We start from the raw sequence: 15247 nt of genomic DNA, 5'->3' as shown, positions 1-15247 counted from the left end.
TTGTTCATCCTCCGGTGGGCAGCCCGGACCGGGGCGCCGTGGCGAGATGGGCACCGACCCGCTTGACCATGAGGGTCATCTCGTACGCGACCTGGCCGACGTCCGAGTCGGCGTCGGCCAGGACGGCCAGGCAGCTGCCGTCGCCCGCGGCCGTGACGAAGAGGAAGGCGTCCTCCAGCTCGACGACGGTCTGGCGGACCCTGCCCGCCTCGAAGTGGCGGCCGACGCCCTTGGCGAGGCTGTGGAAGCCGGAGGCGACGGCGGCGAGGTGCTCGCCGTCCTCGCGGGAGAGGTCCTGCGAGGCGCCGGTGGGCAGGCCGTCGCTGGAGAGCACCAGGGCCTTGCGGATGGAGCCGACGCGCTGGACCAGTTCGTCGAGGAGCCAGTTCAGCTCCCCGTTGCCGTGGGTGGAGCTGTGGGCTGCTGCGGCGTTCGGTGCGGTCATCGACCGTCCCCCTCGGGTGTCGTTCCAGGTGCTGTCGTTTCGGCGTTCTGCCGCCGGCCGCGCTGCCAGCCCCGCTGCATGGAGGCCATGCGGCTGCGCACCTCCTCGGCGTCGCGCTCGAAGGAGTCGGTCTCGGCGCCCTGGCCGGTGCCGGCCGGGGCCGCCGGGGTGGCCGACCGGTGGTCGGGGCGCGCGGCGGTGTCACGGAGCTGGGGCGCGAGGCTGGCCTGCCGCACGCGCCGGGGCAGTCCGCCGAACGGTGCCGGTCCCTCCTGCGGTACGGGTACGAGGGTGGGCGCCGGGCGGACGCGGGCCAGCTCCATGGTGTCGTCCGGGCGGGCCCCGTCGCGGGCGTCGTCGCGGGACGCGGCGGCGGTCGGCCCGGCGGGCCGGGACGCGTCGCGCAGGCCCTCGCGGGGCTCGTCCTCGTCGGCCGGGCCGGCCGCCGGGTGGGCGCGGCCGTCCTCGTCGAGGCGCCGGCCGCGGTCGACGACGAGCGTCGGCGGGCGGCGGCGGCGCGGCAGCCGGACGGGTGCGGCGGGAGCGTCGTCCTCGTCCGCGCGGCCGCCGGCGTGGTCGGGCGTCTGCTGGTGCTGCTCGCCCCGGCGGCGGTGCTCGCGGGCCCGGAAGAGGCCGCCGCGCTCGCTCTCGCTGTCGAGGAGGTCGGCCGCGCCGCCGAGCAGCGCGTCGAAGCCGTCGGTGTCGAGCGGGGCCTCCAGCTCGACGGGTCCGTCGAGGGCCGTGTCGGAGACGGTGGTCAGGGCGGGGCGGCGGCTCGGCAGGCCTTCCGGGCCCGAGGTGTCGCCCTGCTCGCGGCCGGCCCGGTCCGGCGTCTTGCGGTCCAGGCGGAAGCCGGCGCCCTGGGTCTCGGGCGCGTCGGTGAGCAGCGCGGCCGGGATGAAGACGACCGCGGTGGTCCCTCCGTACGGCGAGGGCTGGAGCGAGACGCGCACGTTCTGGCGCTGGGCGAGGCGGCTGACCACGAACAGGCCGAGGCGGTCGGTGTCGGAGAGCTCGAACTCGGGCGTCTCGGCGAGGCGGAGGTTGGCGTCGAGGAGGGCGTCCGGGCTCATGCCGAGGCCGCGGTCGTGGATCTCGAGGGTGAAGCCGTTGGCGACGCGCTCGCCCAGCACCTGGACGGCGGTGTGCGGCGGCGAGAAGACGGTGGCGTTCTCGAGGAGTTCGGCGATGAGGTGGGTGAGGTCGGCGACGGCGGGTCCGCCGACGCCGAGCCGGGGCAGCCGGCGGACCTCGATGCGCTCGTAGTCCTCGACCTCGGCGACGGCGGCGCGGACGACGTCCATGAGCTGGACGGGCTTGCGCCACTGGCGGGAGGGCGCGGCGCCGGACAGGATCACCAGGCCCTCGGCGTGGCGGCGCATGCGGGTGGTGAGGTGGTCGAGCCGGAAGAGGTCGGCGAGCTCGTCGGTGTCCTCGGTGCGGCGCTCCATGGTGTCGAGGAGGGTGAGCTGGCGGTGCAGCAGGACCTGGTTGCGGCGGGCGAGGTTGACGAAGACCTCGGCGACGCCGCGGCGCATGTCGGCCTGCTTGACGGCGGCCTCGACGGCGGCGCGCTGGAGGGTGTTGAGGGCCTGGCCGACCTGGCCGACCTCGTCGTCCTCGTACCGCAGGTGGGGCACCTCGGTCTCGACGTCGACGTGTTCGCCGGCGGCGAGGCGGCGCATGACGCTGGGCAGCCGGACGCCGGAGACCTCCTGGGCCTCCTTGCGGAGCCGGCGCAGGTCGCGGACGAGCTCGCGGCCGACGCGTACGGAGACGATGACGGAGACCAGCAGGGCGACGAAGCCGAGGACGCCGGCGACGCCGGCCTTGAGCAGCACGCGGTAGGCGGCGGGCTGGACGCGGTCCTTGTAGCGGTCGCCGGCCGCGGTGTTCTCGTGGGCGAGGGTGTCGAGGACGGGCGTGGCCTGCTCCTGCCAGTGTTCGGCGGAGACGGCGCGCGGGTGCTCGGTGGCGCCCGCGGAGATGACCGCCTCCTCCGACGTGCGCAGAGGTGCGGTGGCGGCGCCGGCCCAGTACTTCTCGAAGCGGTCGCGTTCGGAGCCCGGCAGGACCTCCAGGTTGGCCTCGTAGAGCAGCTTGCGGCCGGCGACGAGGTCGGTGACGGCGCGGACCTCCTCGGCGGTGACGCGCTCGGCGATCAGGGCCGAAGAGACGAGGGCGTCCTCGCGGGAGAGGAGTTCACGGGCGCGGGTGACGCCGACGAGCGCGCGGCCCTGCTTGTCCATCTCGACGTTCTCCAGGGCGTGGAGCGTCATGAGGAAGCCGTAGCAGGGGTCGACCAGCCGGTTGTAGAACTCCAGGGCCTGCATGCGGCCGATGCTGCGGTTCTCCACGGAGCGGCGCAGCGAGGAGAGGCCGTCGAGGGCTTCGAGCACGGAGTCGAGCCGCTGGGAGGTGACGGGGTTCATGTCGCCGCGTACGCCGGGGTCGGCGGCGTTGCGGCGGATGAGCGCGATCTGCCGGTCGGTGGCCTCGCGTTGTTCGCGCAGCCGGGTGGGGGCGTCGGCGGCGCGCGGGTCGGCGAGGTAGACGAGGGACTGGCGGCGTTCCTTCTGGATCACCCGCGCGGTGTCCTCGATCGGGTAGCCGATCTTGTCGACGATGTAGCCGACGTCGAGGAGTTGGCGTGCCTCGCGACCGGTGAGGACCGTCGCGAAGCCCCACAGGCCGGTGAGCGAGACGAGCGGCACGAGGAGCAACGCCACGATCTTCCTGCGGATGGACTTCCCGCGAAAGCGCATGGCCTCCCCCAGCTCGGCCTCCGCGGCCACGGAGGTCCCTCACATCGTCACGCCCGACGTCCACACGCGGCGTCAACATTCGGCGTCAACATTCGGCTTCAACAAACGGCGGCGCGAGCCTACTACTGCATCACAGCCAACTCGAAGGCGCGTCCGGTCGATTTTCAGCCGGTCGAGTGAGTGTTGATCATGAGATGTCCCGGTATTCGGGGAGTTGGCTTCCGCCGGTGTGGCGTAGGACACCTGACAGTTCACCACTTTCTGTCTCCTGACAGATGGCTGGAACTGTTTGTTCCGGTCCCTGGAGTGCAGGTGGCGCCGCGCCCCGGGAAGGGACCCCGCCGAAACCTTTTCCCTCACTCGTGCGTCATTCTGTACCGGGGAGGGTTGTGTCCGCGTAAAGCGGCGCAAGACGGGCAGCAGCTTCCCTGGGAAACATCGTTGGTGGGGAGTGACAGCGCGATGGGACACGAGGCGCGACCGGTGGGGCAGTTGTGGGTGGAGGACGAGAAGGGTCGCGTCCGGATGCCCGATCCGGTGCGGACGGCGGCGGTACGGGCCGTGCTGATCACCTCGGTCACACTGATCCAGGCGATGGTCGCCTTCTTCTGCTCGGTCACCGGATCGTGGCTGGCGTTTCCGCTGACCGTCACGGCCGTGGGCAGCATCGTGGTGGCGACCTGGAGCGTGCTCGACGTGTGGATCACCCGTCAGGTCTGGCGCCAGCGCAACGGCGTGGTGTCCGAGCCGAGCAGCACGGCGCGCCGGCTGCGGCGCGAACGCCGCCGGGAGGAGCGGGCCGAGGGGCACGCACTGTCCGAGGCGGCCTGACGGCCCGGCCGACGTGACGGCCTGACCGACGTGACGGCCTGACCCCGGCCTGACCGGCCTGGCTGATCTGACGGTCCGGCTGAGCCGCCCGCGGGCGGCGTACGGACGCGGAACGGCGAGCGGCCCGGTCCCTCCGCTCGGGGGACCGGGCCGCTTCCTGTCGCCGTAGGCAGCAGGGCCGTAGGTCGTAGCGGGCCGTTGTCGGCCTCGCCGGCCGCGTGGGCGTCAGCTACTCCGACGCGGCGGCCTGGACGGCCTCCGGCGTACGGCGGAACATGCGGGTCGCCGTGATCTCGCCGTGGATCGTCTCGCCCTCCGCGCTCGGCTGCGGCAGACCCGGGCGCAGATGCTCCTCCACGCTGATGTACTTCAGGCCCGCCCGCAGGTCGGCGTCGTTGCGCAGCCGGATGACCAGCGGGAACTCGGCGAGCGCCGTGGTGTCGAACAGGCCCGTGGTGTACAGCAGCTGCACGCCGAGCGCGTCCGACACCGCCCGCTGGAGTTCCAGCAGATACGTGGCGTTGGCGCGGCCGATCGGGTTGTCCAGGAACAGCGTGCCCGCGTGCCGGTGCTTGTCGCGGCCCCGGTCGTTGGAGCGCAGCGCGGCCATCGTGCAGTAGAGGGCGATGGCGGCGGTGAGCAGCTGGCCGCCGGAGAAGACGTCGCCCATCTGTCCGACGGGCACGCGCTCGGCGCGCAGCACCGCGTCCGGCTTGAGGATCTCGACGGCGACGCCCTTCGGTTCGAGGGCGGCCTGCACACCGCGCAGCAGCAGCGACATGCCGTCCCTGCGCAGGTCGGAGTTCTTCCGCAGGGCGGCGCGGGTGGCCTCGTCGATCACCTCGCCCAGGCGCGCGGCGAGCGTGGCCTGGTCGGGCTCCTCGAAGCGGATGCGCAGGAACTCCTGGCCCGACCACTCCCCCAGGCCCTCGGGCAGCCGGGAAAGGCGCTGGGCGGACCGGAGGGTGGCGAGCGCGGACTCCACCAGGCCGCGCAGCCGGTCCACGATCGAGTCGCGGTTGCGCTCCAGCTGCGCCAGCTCGTCGGTGAGCACCCGCAGCCGCGGCGCGAAGGCCTCCGCCCACTTGGCCGCGTGCTCGGGCAGCGCGGCGGCGGGCAGTTCGCGGATCTGCTGGCGGGCCGGGGTGCGGACCTGCTCGAAGCGGGTGGAGTTGGCGTGGCGTACGAGGATGTCGCCGGCCTCGCGGACGGCGGCGTCGGCGGCCGACAGGTCGGCGGCGCAGGAGCGCAGCGAGCGGCGGGCCTCCGCCGCGGTGGTACGTGCCTCGGCGAGCGGACCCGGGTACGGCTCGGGCTCCTCCTGCTCCTCCTCGCCGTGGTCGCGCAGCAGGTCGCGCAGGAGCGCCGCGGTCTCGTCGAAGCCGCCGGCGGCGTCCTCGGCGGCCCGGTGGGCCTGGAGCAGGCCGGTGTGGGCGGCGCGCGCGGCCTCCAGGGCGTCGGTGCGGGCGGCGAGTTCGGTGGTGGCGGTGCGCAGCAGGCTCTGGGCGTGCTCGGCGTCGGCCGGGACGAGCTCCTCGGGCAGCTCGGTGTGCGCCTCGCCGTCCTCGGGCGCCAGCCGCTCGGCCTCGCCGCGCAGCCGGCCGAGCTTCTCGCTGGCCTCCGAGGCGCGCGACTCCAGCTTCTGGACGAGGGCCTCGGCCCGCGCGGCGGCGGCCTGGCGGGACGGGCCGTCGGCGCCGTCGGTGGACTCGAGGAGCTGCTCGGCGCGGGTGCGGACCTTGTTGGTGAGCCGGTCGAGCTCGGCGAGCGCGGCGGACTCGTCGCTCTCGGCGCGGGCCTGCTCGGCGCGCAGGTCCGCGCCGACGCCGACCTTCTCGTACACCTGGGAGGCGGCCCGGTAGGCCTCGCGGAGGGTCGGGAGCGCGGCGCGCGGCGCGTCGGCGTCCTCCTCCGGGAGGGTCTCGGGCGCGCCGGCGATCTCCGCGCGCTCGGCGCGCAGGGCGCGGGCGGTGCGGTGGGCGTCGTCGGCGGCGCGCTGGGCGGCGCGACGGTCCTCGTCGGCGGCGCGGGCGCGCTCCAGGCAGGTCTGGGCGCGGGCCTCGCACTCGGCGGCCTCGTCGGCGAGCTCACGGAGCTTGGCCTGCCAGGCGGAGCGCTCGCGCAGCCGGAAGGCGAGTCCGGCGAGGGCGTCGGCGGCGCGGCGGGAGCGCTGGGCGGCCTCCTGGCGCTCGTCGCGCACCCGGGTGGCGTCGGCGGCGGCCTCGTCGGCCTCCGCGCGTACGGTACGGGCCTCGGCGAGCGCGGCGACGGCGGCCTCGGCGGCGGTGCGGGCGGTCGCCGCCGCGGCGGCGAGCTCGGTGAGCATCCCGGGCGGGCAGTCGGCGCGCCAGGCGCCGATCCGGGCGGCCAGCGAACGGTCGGCGGTGAGGCGGGCGGCGAGGGTACGGATCTCCTCGTCCCGGGCCGCGGCCCGGGCGCGCAGCGCCTGGCGCTCCTCGTCGGCGGCGTGCTCGTCGTGCATGGCCGGGTTCGGCGGCACGAGGAACACGTCCGCGTCCTGACCCGACTCGGGCGCCGGGACGGGCGCGAGCAGCGCGGCGGCGGTGCCGACGGCCACGGTGGAGCGGGGCAGCAGCGCGGCGCCGCCCAGCACCTCGCGGGCGCGGGTGTACGAGACGGGGTCGGTGATCACGACGCCGTCGACCAGCTCGGGGCGGGCGGCGAGGACGGCGGCGTGGTCGGCGGGGTCGACGGCCTGGGCGAGATAGCGCCAGCCGGGCAGGGCCGGGATGCCGTGCTCGCCGAGGTACTCGACGGTGGCCAGGACGTCAGGGCCGGGCGGCAGCAGACCGCCGTCGCCGAGGGCGCCGAGGATCCGGTTGTCGTCGGCGGCGGCCGTGCGCAGGTCGAAGAGCTGGCGCTCGGCGGAGGCGATGGACTGCTCGAGCAGTGCGCGCAGTTCGTCGGCGTAGCGGTCGAACTCGGTGACGGTGAGCGGGCCGTGGGGCCCGGGGCGCAGGCCGAAGGCCGCGCCGGAGCGGGCACCACCGGCCTGGCCGTCGGCGTCGGAGGCGGCGGGCGGGCGGCTGTGGGACGGGCCGTCGGCCGGGTCGGCGCCCGGGGCGGAGTCGCTCGAGCCGGACCGGGAGTGGCGGCCGTCGGTGCTGGAGGAGCTGCCGGCGGGGTCCGCCTCGGCGTCAGCGGCGCGCCGGCCCGGCGGGACGGCTCCGGGACGGGCGGGCCCGTCGGCCGCACCGGCGTTCGGGTCGGTGTCACCGGCTCGCTGGCCCGGCAGGGCCGAACCGGCGGCCGGTGTCACGCCCGGCAGGGAGAGGAGTTCGGCCAGGCGCGGCGTGGCGGCGAGGGACTCGGCGGCGCGGCGTTCGGCGTCGTAGGCGTTCTCGGCGGCCTCGGCCGCGTCGGAGGCGCGGGCGGCGGCGAGTTCGGCGCGGGACTCGGCGGCGGCGGCCTCCCGCGCGCGGTCGGTCGCGGTGCGGGCGGCCTCGCGGGCGGCGTCCCAGGCGGCGACGGTGGTCTTCTCGGCGTCGCTGGCGGCCAGGGCGGCGCGGGCCGGGTCGGCGTCGGGAGCCTGGTCGTCGAGCCAGCCGGCCCGGACGGCCTCGGCCGTCTCCTGCTCGACCTCGGCGAGGCGCTGGCGCAGGTGTCCGGCCTCGCTGCGGGCCCGCTGGGCGTCGGTCGCGGCGGCGGTGGCGTCGCGGTGGGCGGCCTCGCCGGCCTCCTGGAGCGCGGCGGACCGCTCCTCCTCCTCGGCGGCGTGCCGCTCGCCCTCCTCCGCGGCGCCGGCCAGCGCCCGTACGAGATCGGCGGCGGCCTTGGCGCGGGCGGCGAGCGCCGGGGCGGCGTCCCGCTCGGCCTCACGGATGGCGGCGGCGACCCGCGCGGAGCGGTCGCTCGCGGCGCGGTGGCGCAGCACGGACTCGGCGGCCTGCCAGGCGGAGTGCAGGGTGCGGGCCTCGGTCAGCTCGCGGCGCTGCGCGGCGGCGCCCTTCTCCGCGGCGGTGAGGGCCAGCGAGGCGTGCCGGAAGGCGAGTTCGGCGGCGATGAGGGAGCTGCGGCCGCGGGCCTCCTCGGCCTCGGAGACCGCGTGGGCGGCGGAGGTGACCTGCTGGGCGAGTTCGGCGGTGCGGGCGCGTTCCTCGGCGGCGCGGGCGGAGAGCCGGCGGGCGAGGGTGCGGGTGCGGCGCTCGGCGCCGGCGTGCACGTCACGTGCGCGGGCGCGGGTCTCGGCGGCCTCGACGATCCGGCCGAGCAGGTCGACGGAGCCGGCCGTGAAGTCCCGCTCGGCGGTGAGCTCGGCGCGGCGGCCCAGCTTGTTGCCGAAGCCGCTCACCAGGTCGGCGAGGCCGTCGGTGTCGCGGGTGTCGGTGACGGCGCGCAGCAGGAGGTCGGTGAAGTCGGAGTCCTTCTTGACCGCGAAGAGGCCGGCGGCCTCGCCCTCGTCGGCGTTCATCTCCCGCTGGTAGCGGAAGAGTTCGGGGTCGAGGCCGAGCTCGCCGAGGTGCTCGTTCCAGCGGTCGTGGATCTCCTCCCAGACGACCTCGAGGTGCGGGTAGGCCTTGCCGGCCTCGGTGAGGGCGTCGCGGAAGCCCTTCATCGTGCGGCGGCGGCCGGTGGCGCCGGAGGCGCCCTCGACGGACGGCCGGACGGAGGTGGCCTCGGCGACGGGCAGGTTGTCGAGGCTGAGTCCGGGACCGGGGCGGAAGGAGTACCAGGCCTCGGCGAACTTGCGCGGGTCGTTGGAGACCTGGCGGCCGCGCCACTCGCTGACCTTGCCGACGACGACGAGCTCGCCGGTGAGGGTGTGCTGCCACTCCAGGGCGACGTGGCCGCAGTCGTCGGCGAGCAGGAACTTGCGCAGCACGCCGGAGCTGGCGCCGCCGAGGGTGTTGCGGTGGCCCGGGAGCATGACCGAGAAGATCAGCTTGAGCAGGACGGACTTGCCGCCGCCGTTCTCCAGGAAGAGCACGCCGGCGGGCGCCGGGCGGCGCGGCGGGCCGACCGGTTCCTCCTCGAAGAACTCCGCCTGGGTGGGCGCGGGATGCGGCACGGGCGCGCCGACTCCGCGCAGGTCCAGGACGGTGTCGGCGTAGCGGGCACCGGCCGGTCCGATGGAGTAGAGGCGGACCCGGGACAGCTCGTACATGCGGCGGACTCTCGTGGCTGGGGTGGTCGGTTACGCGTGGAACGGCAGGCCGGCGTCGGCGGCGATCTCCAGGTCGTCGCCCTCGGGCGGCGGCAGGAGGGTCGCGGAGCCGTCGCTGACGGGGACGATGCCGAGGTCGAGGAGTTCGGCCATGGCGGCGTTGCCGGCCATGTCGCGGACCTGGAGCTGATAGCGGGCGGTGGTGCGGTAGGAGCCGCCGGACTCGTCGCCGGTGCGCTGCAGGAAGCCGGACTCGGTGAGGAAGGCGACGGCCTTGCCGACGATGCCGGTGGTGGAGCCGGCGAGCCGGCGGGCGTCCTTGGTGGCGCCGGTGGCGCTGCGGCGGGCGTAGATCCGCCAGGCGGCCTCCAGGCCGGGCGCGTCGGTGGCCGGGTCGGTGTTCTCTCCCTGCTGCTCGGCGCGCTCTTCGAGGCGGCGGCAGGCCTGGCGGACGAAGGCGTCGACGCCGTTGACGGTGAGGCGGCCGATGTAGCCGTCGTCGGCGAGGTCCTCGGGGCGCGGGAAGGCCATGGCGGCGACGGCGAGGTGGGCGAGGCCGTGCAGGAACCGGTCGGCGGAGTCGGTGGAGGCGCGGCGGGCGTAGTCGCCCATGCGGACGGCGAAGACGGAGTCCTCGCCGGCGGTGACGGCCATGCCGGCGCGCGGCGAGACCTCGAGGACGACGAGGCCGAGGCCGGTGGCGACGGCGTCGGCGAGCCGGGCGAAGCCGGGGTCCTCGCGGTAGCGGCGGAGCAGGTCGGCGTACTCGGCGTCGCGGGCGGGCAGCAGCTTGGGCTGGAGCCCGAAGGACACCAGCCGCGCGGCGTCGGCCGCGTCGGCGGGCGTGAGCGCGGCCGGCGCGGCCGGTGTCTGCGGGGCCTCCGGCTCGCTCCACGCGTCGGTGTGCTCGACGTGGTGTTCGCTCACGGCTGGGGCTCCTCGGTACGGCGGTTCTGTGACGCGGGTTCGGGCGGGGTGACGGGCAGGCGTACGGGCCTGACGGAGACCGGCGGCGGACCGGGCGGCGGCTCCTGCGCGGCGCGCTCGCCGCGCGGCAGCGGCACCGGCCGGACGAACGGCCGCGGCTCCGGCTCAGCCGGCGCCCCGTCGGTCACCGGCACGGCCGCCACCCGCGGCCCGTCCGCTCCGGCCTCCCGCTCGGCCACCACCGGCCGCGCCACGACGACGGCGGCCACCCGGGGCCCGTCGCCGTGCGGCTCGGCCGGGCGCGGGCCGGGCAGGGCCGGGGACGCGGGCAGCTCGAGGCGTGGGCTCGGGGTGTCGTCGGGTGCGGGGCAGGGCGTCGCGGAGGGCCGGGGCTCCGTGGGCGGGGTCGTCACGTGGGCTCCGTGCGGGCGGCGGCCATGCCCGCGGCGTCGAGGAGGGCCGTGCCGACGATGAGGTCGGCGCCGCCGAAGTCGGGGTCGTCGAGAGGTGTGCCGTCGTCGACGGCGAAGAGGAGGCGCTCCTCGCCCTGGCGGTAGGCGGTGCCGACCGGTGGGCTCGCGGCGTGGACGGCGAGGAGGGCGACCAGGTAGGCGAGCTCGGTGCCCTCGCGGCGGCGGGCGTCGGCGAGGAGGCCGGAGAGGCGGCGCGGGGCCTCGGGCTCCAGGTCGAGGATCTCCATGGCGCTCGCGAGCTGCTCCTCGCTGAAGCGGCTGTCGTCGGGCGTGGCGATCAGGTCCGGCTCGGGCATCTCGGCGCCGAGGTGCTGGCGCTCGACGGGCGGCGTGAGGAGCAGGTCGACGAGGTCGCCGAGGCGGACGGAGGCGGGAGCGCGCAGTCCGGTGCCGCGGGCGAAGAAGGCGTCGGTGACCTTGGTGGCCTGTTCGACGGGCAGCGGCAGGACGGGCGCGACGAGCTGCCCGTACAGGTCGAGGCCGGTGTAGGTGGTGGGCGCGGCGAAGGCCTGCCGGTCCTGTTCGGCGCGGAAGAGCGGGCCGGCCTCCAGGAGCCGGGACTGGAGCTGGGTGTGGCGGCGGATGCAGTCCTTGACGATGTCGACGAGTTCGGCGGCGCGCCGCTTGTGCTCCGCCGTCTTCGCGTCGGACGCGGCCTCGGCCTCGTCGCGCGCCTTGCGGATGTTGGTGAGGATCGCGTTCTCGTGGCGATAGCGGTCGGCCACGTGGTCGAGCGCCTCGGCGATCATGTCGGGCACGGTGTTGAGCCAGTCGACCGCGCGGACGTTGCGCCGGGTGGCCTCCAGGGTCTTGCGCAGCGTCTCGGCGTACTGCACGGTCCGGTAGCGGGCCTGCTCGGCGGCGAGCTGGGCGTCGGCCAGGCGGCCCCTGCTGATGAGGACCTCCAGCTTGACCTCGGCGGCGATCTGGGCGCTGGTGACGTCGGTGTCGAGGGCGCCGACGAGGACGTTGACGGCCTCGTCGGTGGTGCGCAGATAGACGCCGCCGCCGTAGCCGGGGACCTCTTCGATGAGTTTGAAGTCGTAGTCGCGGCGGGTGTAGACGCCGTCGGCGCCGAACGTGCCGTAGACCGCGCGGAAACCGCGGTCGACGGTGCCGACGTTGATCAGGTTCTCCAGGACCCAGCGGGCGACGCGCTCGTGCTCGGCGGCGGGCCGGGTGGGTGCCTGGGCGGCGACGCGGGGCAGCAGGCGGGCGATTATCTGCTCGACGTCGGCGCCGGTGTCGAAGTCCATGTTGAGCGTGACCAGGTCGATCGCGGCGAGGGCGACCTCGGCCATCGCGTAGACCGAGTACTCGCCGGCCAGGTTCGCCTTGCGCGCGTCCAGGTCGTGCAGCGGAGCGGTGCACGCGAGCGCGCGGAGCCGCCGCGCGAGCCCTTCGTCGGCGGCCGGGCCCTGCGCGGGGCGCGGCCCCGCGCTGAGCTGGGGCGGAGCGAGGTCCGTCGAGGCAGGCGAAGTCACGGTGCACAGACTAGGTCCTCGAACTGACAACGGTCGAAACGGCGCTTATACGACCCGGAGCCGTGACGGGCGCGGGACCGGCCGGGACCGGCCGGGACCACCGCGCACCGCACCCGAGCCGGTCCACGCCCGAGCCCTGCCGCCCGAGCCCACGCCCGAGCCCTGTCGCCCAAGCCCACGCCCGCGCCCTGCCTCCCGCGCCCGTCACGGCTCCGGGTCGTCGACCGCCTTCGCGTACGCCTCGGTGATCCGGCTGCGCGAGTCGTCGAGGTAGCGGTCCAGGAGCTGTTGGGCCCGGTCGCGTTCGCCCGCTCGCAGGGCGTCCAGAATCTCCCGGTTTCGTAGGAGATAAGGCTCATGGAGTCCGCGCGGGTCGTCCACGATGTGGAAGGCGAGACGGAGTTCGGCGAGCACGCCGCGCATCAGCTCGTCGGTGCGGGCGCTGCCCGCCAGCGCGACGAGTTCGCGGTGGAAGTGGATGTTGGCGGTGGAGACGCCCTTCCAGTCCGCGGCGCGGGCGGCCCGCTCGCCCTCCGCGACGGCGGCGGCGAGGCCGGCGACCGGGTAGGGCGGTGCGCCGAGCCCTTGCACGACGGCGCATTCGACGAGGCGGCGGGTGCGGTAGATGTCGACGACGTCGTCGACGGCGAGGACCCGGACGAAGACGCCGCGGTTGAGGCGGTGGACGAGCAGCCGCTCGTGCGTGAGCAGCCGGAACGCCTCGCGCAGTGTGTTGCGGGACACACCGAGGGCGCCGCCGATGCTCTCCTCCGACAGGCGGGCGCCGGGCGGGAAGAAGCCTTCGGCGATCCGGGTGCGCAGGATGTCGGCGACCCGTTCCGCCGTACTCGTGCGTCCCAGCAGGGCGCGGTCGTCCGACAGTTCGCCCAGTCCGTCCATGGTGCCGCGTTCCCTCCGTCGTCCGGGGCCGAGTCAATCGCAGGTCCCGCCGTGGAAACAAGGACGGGCCGACACGACTCTTGTCGGATCGTTGAACAATCCCTACATTGAACGACACCGCACGGCTCTTCAGCACGGCTCTTCAGCACGGCTCTTCGGCACGTCTCTCCCCGCACCCTCCTCCCTCCTGCGAGGTGCAGATGAGCACGACCCAGACCACCCGGCGGCTCCAGGGCGAACGCCCCGACGACACCGGCGCGTTCGCCTGGCTGCGCGCCCTCGGCCCGCGCGGCCGGCGCGCGTTCGGCGGCGCCTTCGGCGGATACGCCCTGGACTCCTACGACTTCTTCACGCTGCCGCTGTCGATGGTCGCCATCGCGGCCCACTTCGGCCTGGACAAGGGCCAGACCGGCCTCCTCACCACCGTCACCCTGGTGGTCTCCGCCGTCGGCGGCGCCCTCGCCGGCATCCTCGCCGACCGCATCGGACGGGTCCGGGCGCTGATGATCACGGTCGTCACCTACGCGCTTTTCACCGTCCTGTGCGGCTTCGCACCGAACTACGAGACCCTGATGGTCTTCCGCGCCCTGCAGGGCCTCGGCTTCGGCGGCGAGTGGGCGGTCGGCGCGATCCTGGTCGCCGAGTACGCCTCAGCCAAGCACCGCGGCCGCACCCTCGGCGGCGTCCAGAGCGCCTGGGCGGCCGGCTGGGCGCTCGCCGTGGTCGTCTACACCCTGGTCTTCCGCCTCGTCGACGCCGACACCGCCTGGCGCGTCATGTTCTGGACCGGCGCGCTGCCCGCCCTGCTCGTCGTGTACGTGCGCCGCAACGTCGAGGACGCCCCGCAGGCCGCCGAGGTCCGCCGCACCGCCGCCGACCGGGGCTCGTTCACCGCCGTCCTGCGCCGGCCACTGCTGTCCACCACCCTCTTCGCGGTGCTGCTGTCGACCGGCGTCCAGGGCGGCTACTACACGCTCGCCACATGGGTGCCGACCTATCTGAAGACCGAGCGCGGGCTCACCGTCGTCGGCACCGGCGGCTATCTCGCCTTCCTCATCTCCGGGGCCTTCATCGGCTACCTCACCGGCGGCCACCTCACCGACCGGCTCGGCCGGAAGAAGAACATCGCGCTCTTCGCCGTGCTCTCGGCCGTCGCCGTCCTCGCCTACACCCGCATCCCCGACGGGGCGAACACGCTGCTCCTCGTCCTCGGCTTCCCGCTCGGCTTCTGCATGTCGGCCATCTTCAGCGGCTTCGGCTCCTTCCTCGCCGAGCTCTACCCGACCGCCGTGCGCGGCACCGGACAGGGCCTGACCTACAACACCGGGCGCGCGGTCGGCGCGCTCTTCCCCACCCTGGTCGGCTATCTCGCCGACAGCTGGGGCGTGGGCGGTGCGCTGGTCTTCGGCGCCGTCGGCTACGGCCTCGCCGTGCTGGCGCTGCTCGGCCTGCCCGAGACCCGCGGGAGGGAACTCGTATGACCTCCTTCACCCATGGCGCCGTCGTGCCCGATCCCCGTACGGCACGCGCGCGGGCCCGCGCCGGAGCGACCGTTCCCACGGCCGGCTGGGCGCCGGGCCACACCCAGGCCAACCTGATCTCGGTGCCCGCGGACTGGGCGTACGACGTGCTCCTCTTCTGCACCCGCAATCCGCGGCCCTGCCCCGTGCTGGACGTCACCGACCCCGGCTCCTGGCGGACCTCCCTCGCGCCGGACGCCGACCTGCGCACCGACATCCCGCGCTACCGGGTGTGGGAGCACGGCCGGCTCGTCGACGAGCCCGCGGAGGTGACGCCGTACTGGCGCGGCGACCTGGTGTCCTTCCTCATCGGGTGCAGCTTCACCTTCGAGGGCGCGCTGGCCGACGCGGGCGTGCCGCTGCGCCATGTGGAGCAGGGCCGGAACGTGTCGATGTACGTCACCGACCGGGCCTGCCGGCCCGCCGGGCGGCTGCACGGGCCGATGGTGGTGTCGATGCGGCCGGTGCCGGCCGGGCTGGTGCCCGTCGCGCGGCGGATCAGCGGGCTTTTGCCTGCGGTGCACGGGGCGCCGGTGCACGCCGGCGACCCGGCGGCGCTCGGCATCCGCGACCTGGACCGGCCCGACTTCGGTGACCCGGTGGTCGCCGAGCCGGGCGACGTGCCGGTGTTCTGGGCGTGCGGGGTCACTCCGCAGGCGGCGGTGACGGCCTCGCGCCCACCGTTCGCGATCACCCACGCGCCGGGCCGGATGTTCGTGACGGACGTGCGGGACACGGAGTACCGCGTCGCCGCCTGACCGGAATCGGGCTCTTCTG

Annotated in this window: 10 protein-coding genes; 3 read left to right on the top strand and 7 right to left on the bottom strand. The window is 75.1% G+C overall.

Features of this window, described 5'->3' with window-relative positions:
• Nucleotides 1-4: 4 nt before the first annotated feature.
• Together ACIGO8_RS20660 and ACIGO8_RS20655 are read right to left on the bottom strand one after the other, a co-directional pair.
• On the bottom strand, nucleotides 5-445 hold the full coding sequence (locus ACIGO8_RS20660) for a roadblock/LC7 domain-containing protein (protein WP_399732353.1): 441 nt from the start codon (nucleotides 443-445) through the stop codon (nucleotides 5-7).
• Complete coding sequence (locus ACIGO8_RS20655) at nucleotides 442-3210, bottom strand: nitrate- and nitrite sensing domain-containing protein (protein ID WP_399732352.1); 2769 nt, start codon at nucleotides 3208-3210, stop codon at nucleotides 442-444. Before ACIGO8_RS20655 ends, ACIGO8_RS20660 begins: the two co-directional genes overlap by 4 nt.
• Nucleotides 3211-3672: 462 nt before the next feature.
• Here ACIGO8_RS20655 and ACIGO8_RS20650 point away from each other — a divergent pair, with 462 nt between their 5' ends.
• Nucleotides 3673-4041: a hypothetical protein gene (locus ACIGO8_RS20650; protein ID WP_399732349.1), complete on the top strand. Its 369-nt coding sequence runs from the start codon at nucleotides 3673-3675 to the stop codon at nucleotides 4039-4041.
• A 229-nt stretch (nucleotides 4042-4270) separates the two neighbouring features.
• Here ACIGO8_RS20650 and ACIGO8_RS20645 read toward each other — a convergent pair whose 3' ends face one another.
• The 5 genes from ACIGO8_RS20645 to ACIGO8_RS20625 all read right to left on the bottom strand — a co-directional run bounded on the left by ACIGO8_RS20645 (nucleotide 4271) and on the right by ACIGO8_RS20625 (nucleotide 12950).
• Nucleotides 4271-9166 (bottom strand): hypothetical protein, encoded by a 4896-nt coding sequence (locus ACIGO8_RS20645; protein WP_399732346.1) that lies wholly within the window; start codon nucleotides 9164-9166, stop codon nucleotides 4271-4273.
• 30 nt (nucleotides 9167-9196) lie between these two features.
• On the bottom strand, nucleotides 9197-10093 hold the full coding sequence (locus ACIGO8_RS20640; RefSeq protein WP_399732343.1) for a hypothetical protein: 897 nt from the start codon (nucleotides 10091-10093) through the stop codon (nucleotides 9197-9199).
• Nucleotides 10090-10506 (bottom strand): hypothetical protein, encoded by a 417-nt coding sequence (locus ACIGO8_RS20635; RefSeq protein WP_399732340.1) that lies wholly within the window; start codon nucleotides 10504-10506, stop codon nucleotides 10090-10092. The genes ACIGO8_RS20640 and ACIGO8_RS20635 overlap by 4 nt, the downstream gene beginning before the upstream one ends.
• Complete coding sequence (locus ACIGO8_RS20630) at nucleotides 10503-12050, bottom strand: hypothetical protein (protein ID WP_399732337.1); 1548 nt, start codon at nucleotides 12048-12050, stop codon at nucleotides 10503-10505. Before ACIGO8_RS20630 ends, ACIGO8_RS20635 begins: the two co-directional genes overlap by 4 nt.
• A gap of 204 nt (nucleotides 12051-12254) precedes the next feature.
• Nucleotides 12255-12950 carry a GntR family transcriptional regulator gene (locus ACIGO8_RS20625; protein ID WP_399732334.1) on the bottom strand — a complete coding sequence of 232 codons (696 nt, stop codon included), beginning with the start codon at nucleotides 12948-12950 and terminating at the stop codon, nucleotides 12255-12257.
• Between the two features lie 200 nt (nucleotides 12951-13150).
• Here ACIGO8_RS20625 and ACIGO8_RS20620 point away from each other — a divergent pair, with 200 nt between their 5' ends.
• Entirely contained in the window at nucleotides 13151-14431 is a 1281-nt protein-coding gene (locus tag ACIGO8_RS20620) for an MFS transporter (RefSeq protein ID WP_399732331.1), read from the top strand.
• On the top strand, nucleotides 14428-15228 hold the full coding sequence (locus ACIGO8_RS20615; RefSeq protein ID WP_399732328.1) for a putative hydro-lyase: 801 nt from the start codon (nucleotides 14428-14430) through the stop codon (nucleotides 15226-15228). Before ACIGO8_RS20620 ends, ACIGO8_RS20615 begins: the two co-directional genes overlap by 4 nt.
• Nucleotides 15229-15247: the final 19 nt, after the last annotated feature.

It is taken from the genome of Streptomyces sp. NPDC053493 (assembly GCF_044544825.1).
Classification (GTDB): Bacteria; Actinomycetota; Actinomycetes; order Streptomycetales; family Streptomycetaceae; genus Streptomyces.
This window is presented reverse-complemented; position numbering and strand designations above follow the sequence as displayed.

Bases quoted from the DNA above. Each gene is read 5' to 3' on its own strand.
- ACIGO8_RS20615 (WP_399732328.1), top strand. From the start codon at position 14,428: ATGACCTCCTTCACCCATGGCGCCGTCGTGCCCGATCCCCGTACGGCA.
- ACIGO8_RS20625 (WP_399732334.1), bottom strand. From the start codon at position 12,950: ATGGACGGACTGGGCGAACTGTCGGACGACCGCGCCCTGCTGGGACGC.
- ACIGO8_RS20620 (WP_399732331.1), top strand. From the start codon at position 13,151: ATGAGCACGACCCAGACCACCCGGCGGCTCCAGGGCGAACGCCCCGAC.
- ACIGO8_RS20650 (WP_399732349.1), top strand. From the start codon at position 3,673: ATGGGACACGAGGCGCGACCGGTGGGGCAGTTGTGGGTGGAGGACGAG.
- ACIGO8_RS20660 (WP_399732353.1), bottom strand. From the start codon at position 445: ATGACCGCACCGAACGCCGCAGCAGCCCACAGCTCCACCCACGGCAAC.
- ACIGO8_RS20655 (WP_399732352.1), bottom strand. From the start codon at position 3,210: ATGCGCTTTCGCGGGAAGTCCATCCGCAGGAAGATCGTGGCGTTGCTC.
- ACIGO8_RS20645 (WP_399732346.1), bottom strand. From the start codon at position 9,166: ATGTACGAGCTGTCCCGGGTCCGCCTCTACTCCATCGGACCGGCCGGT.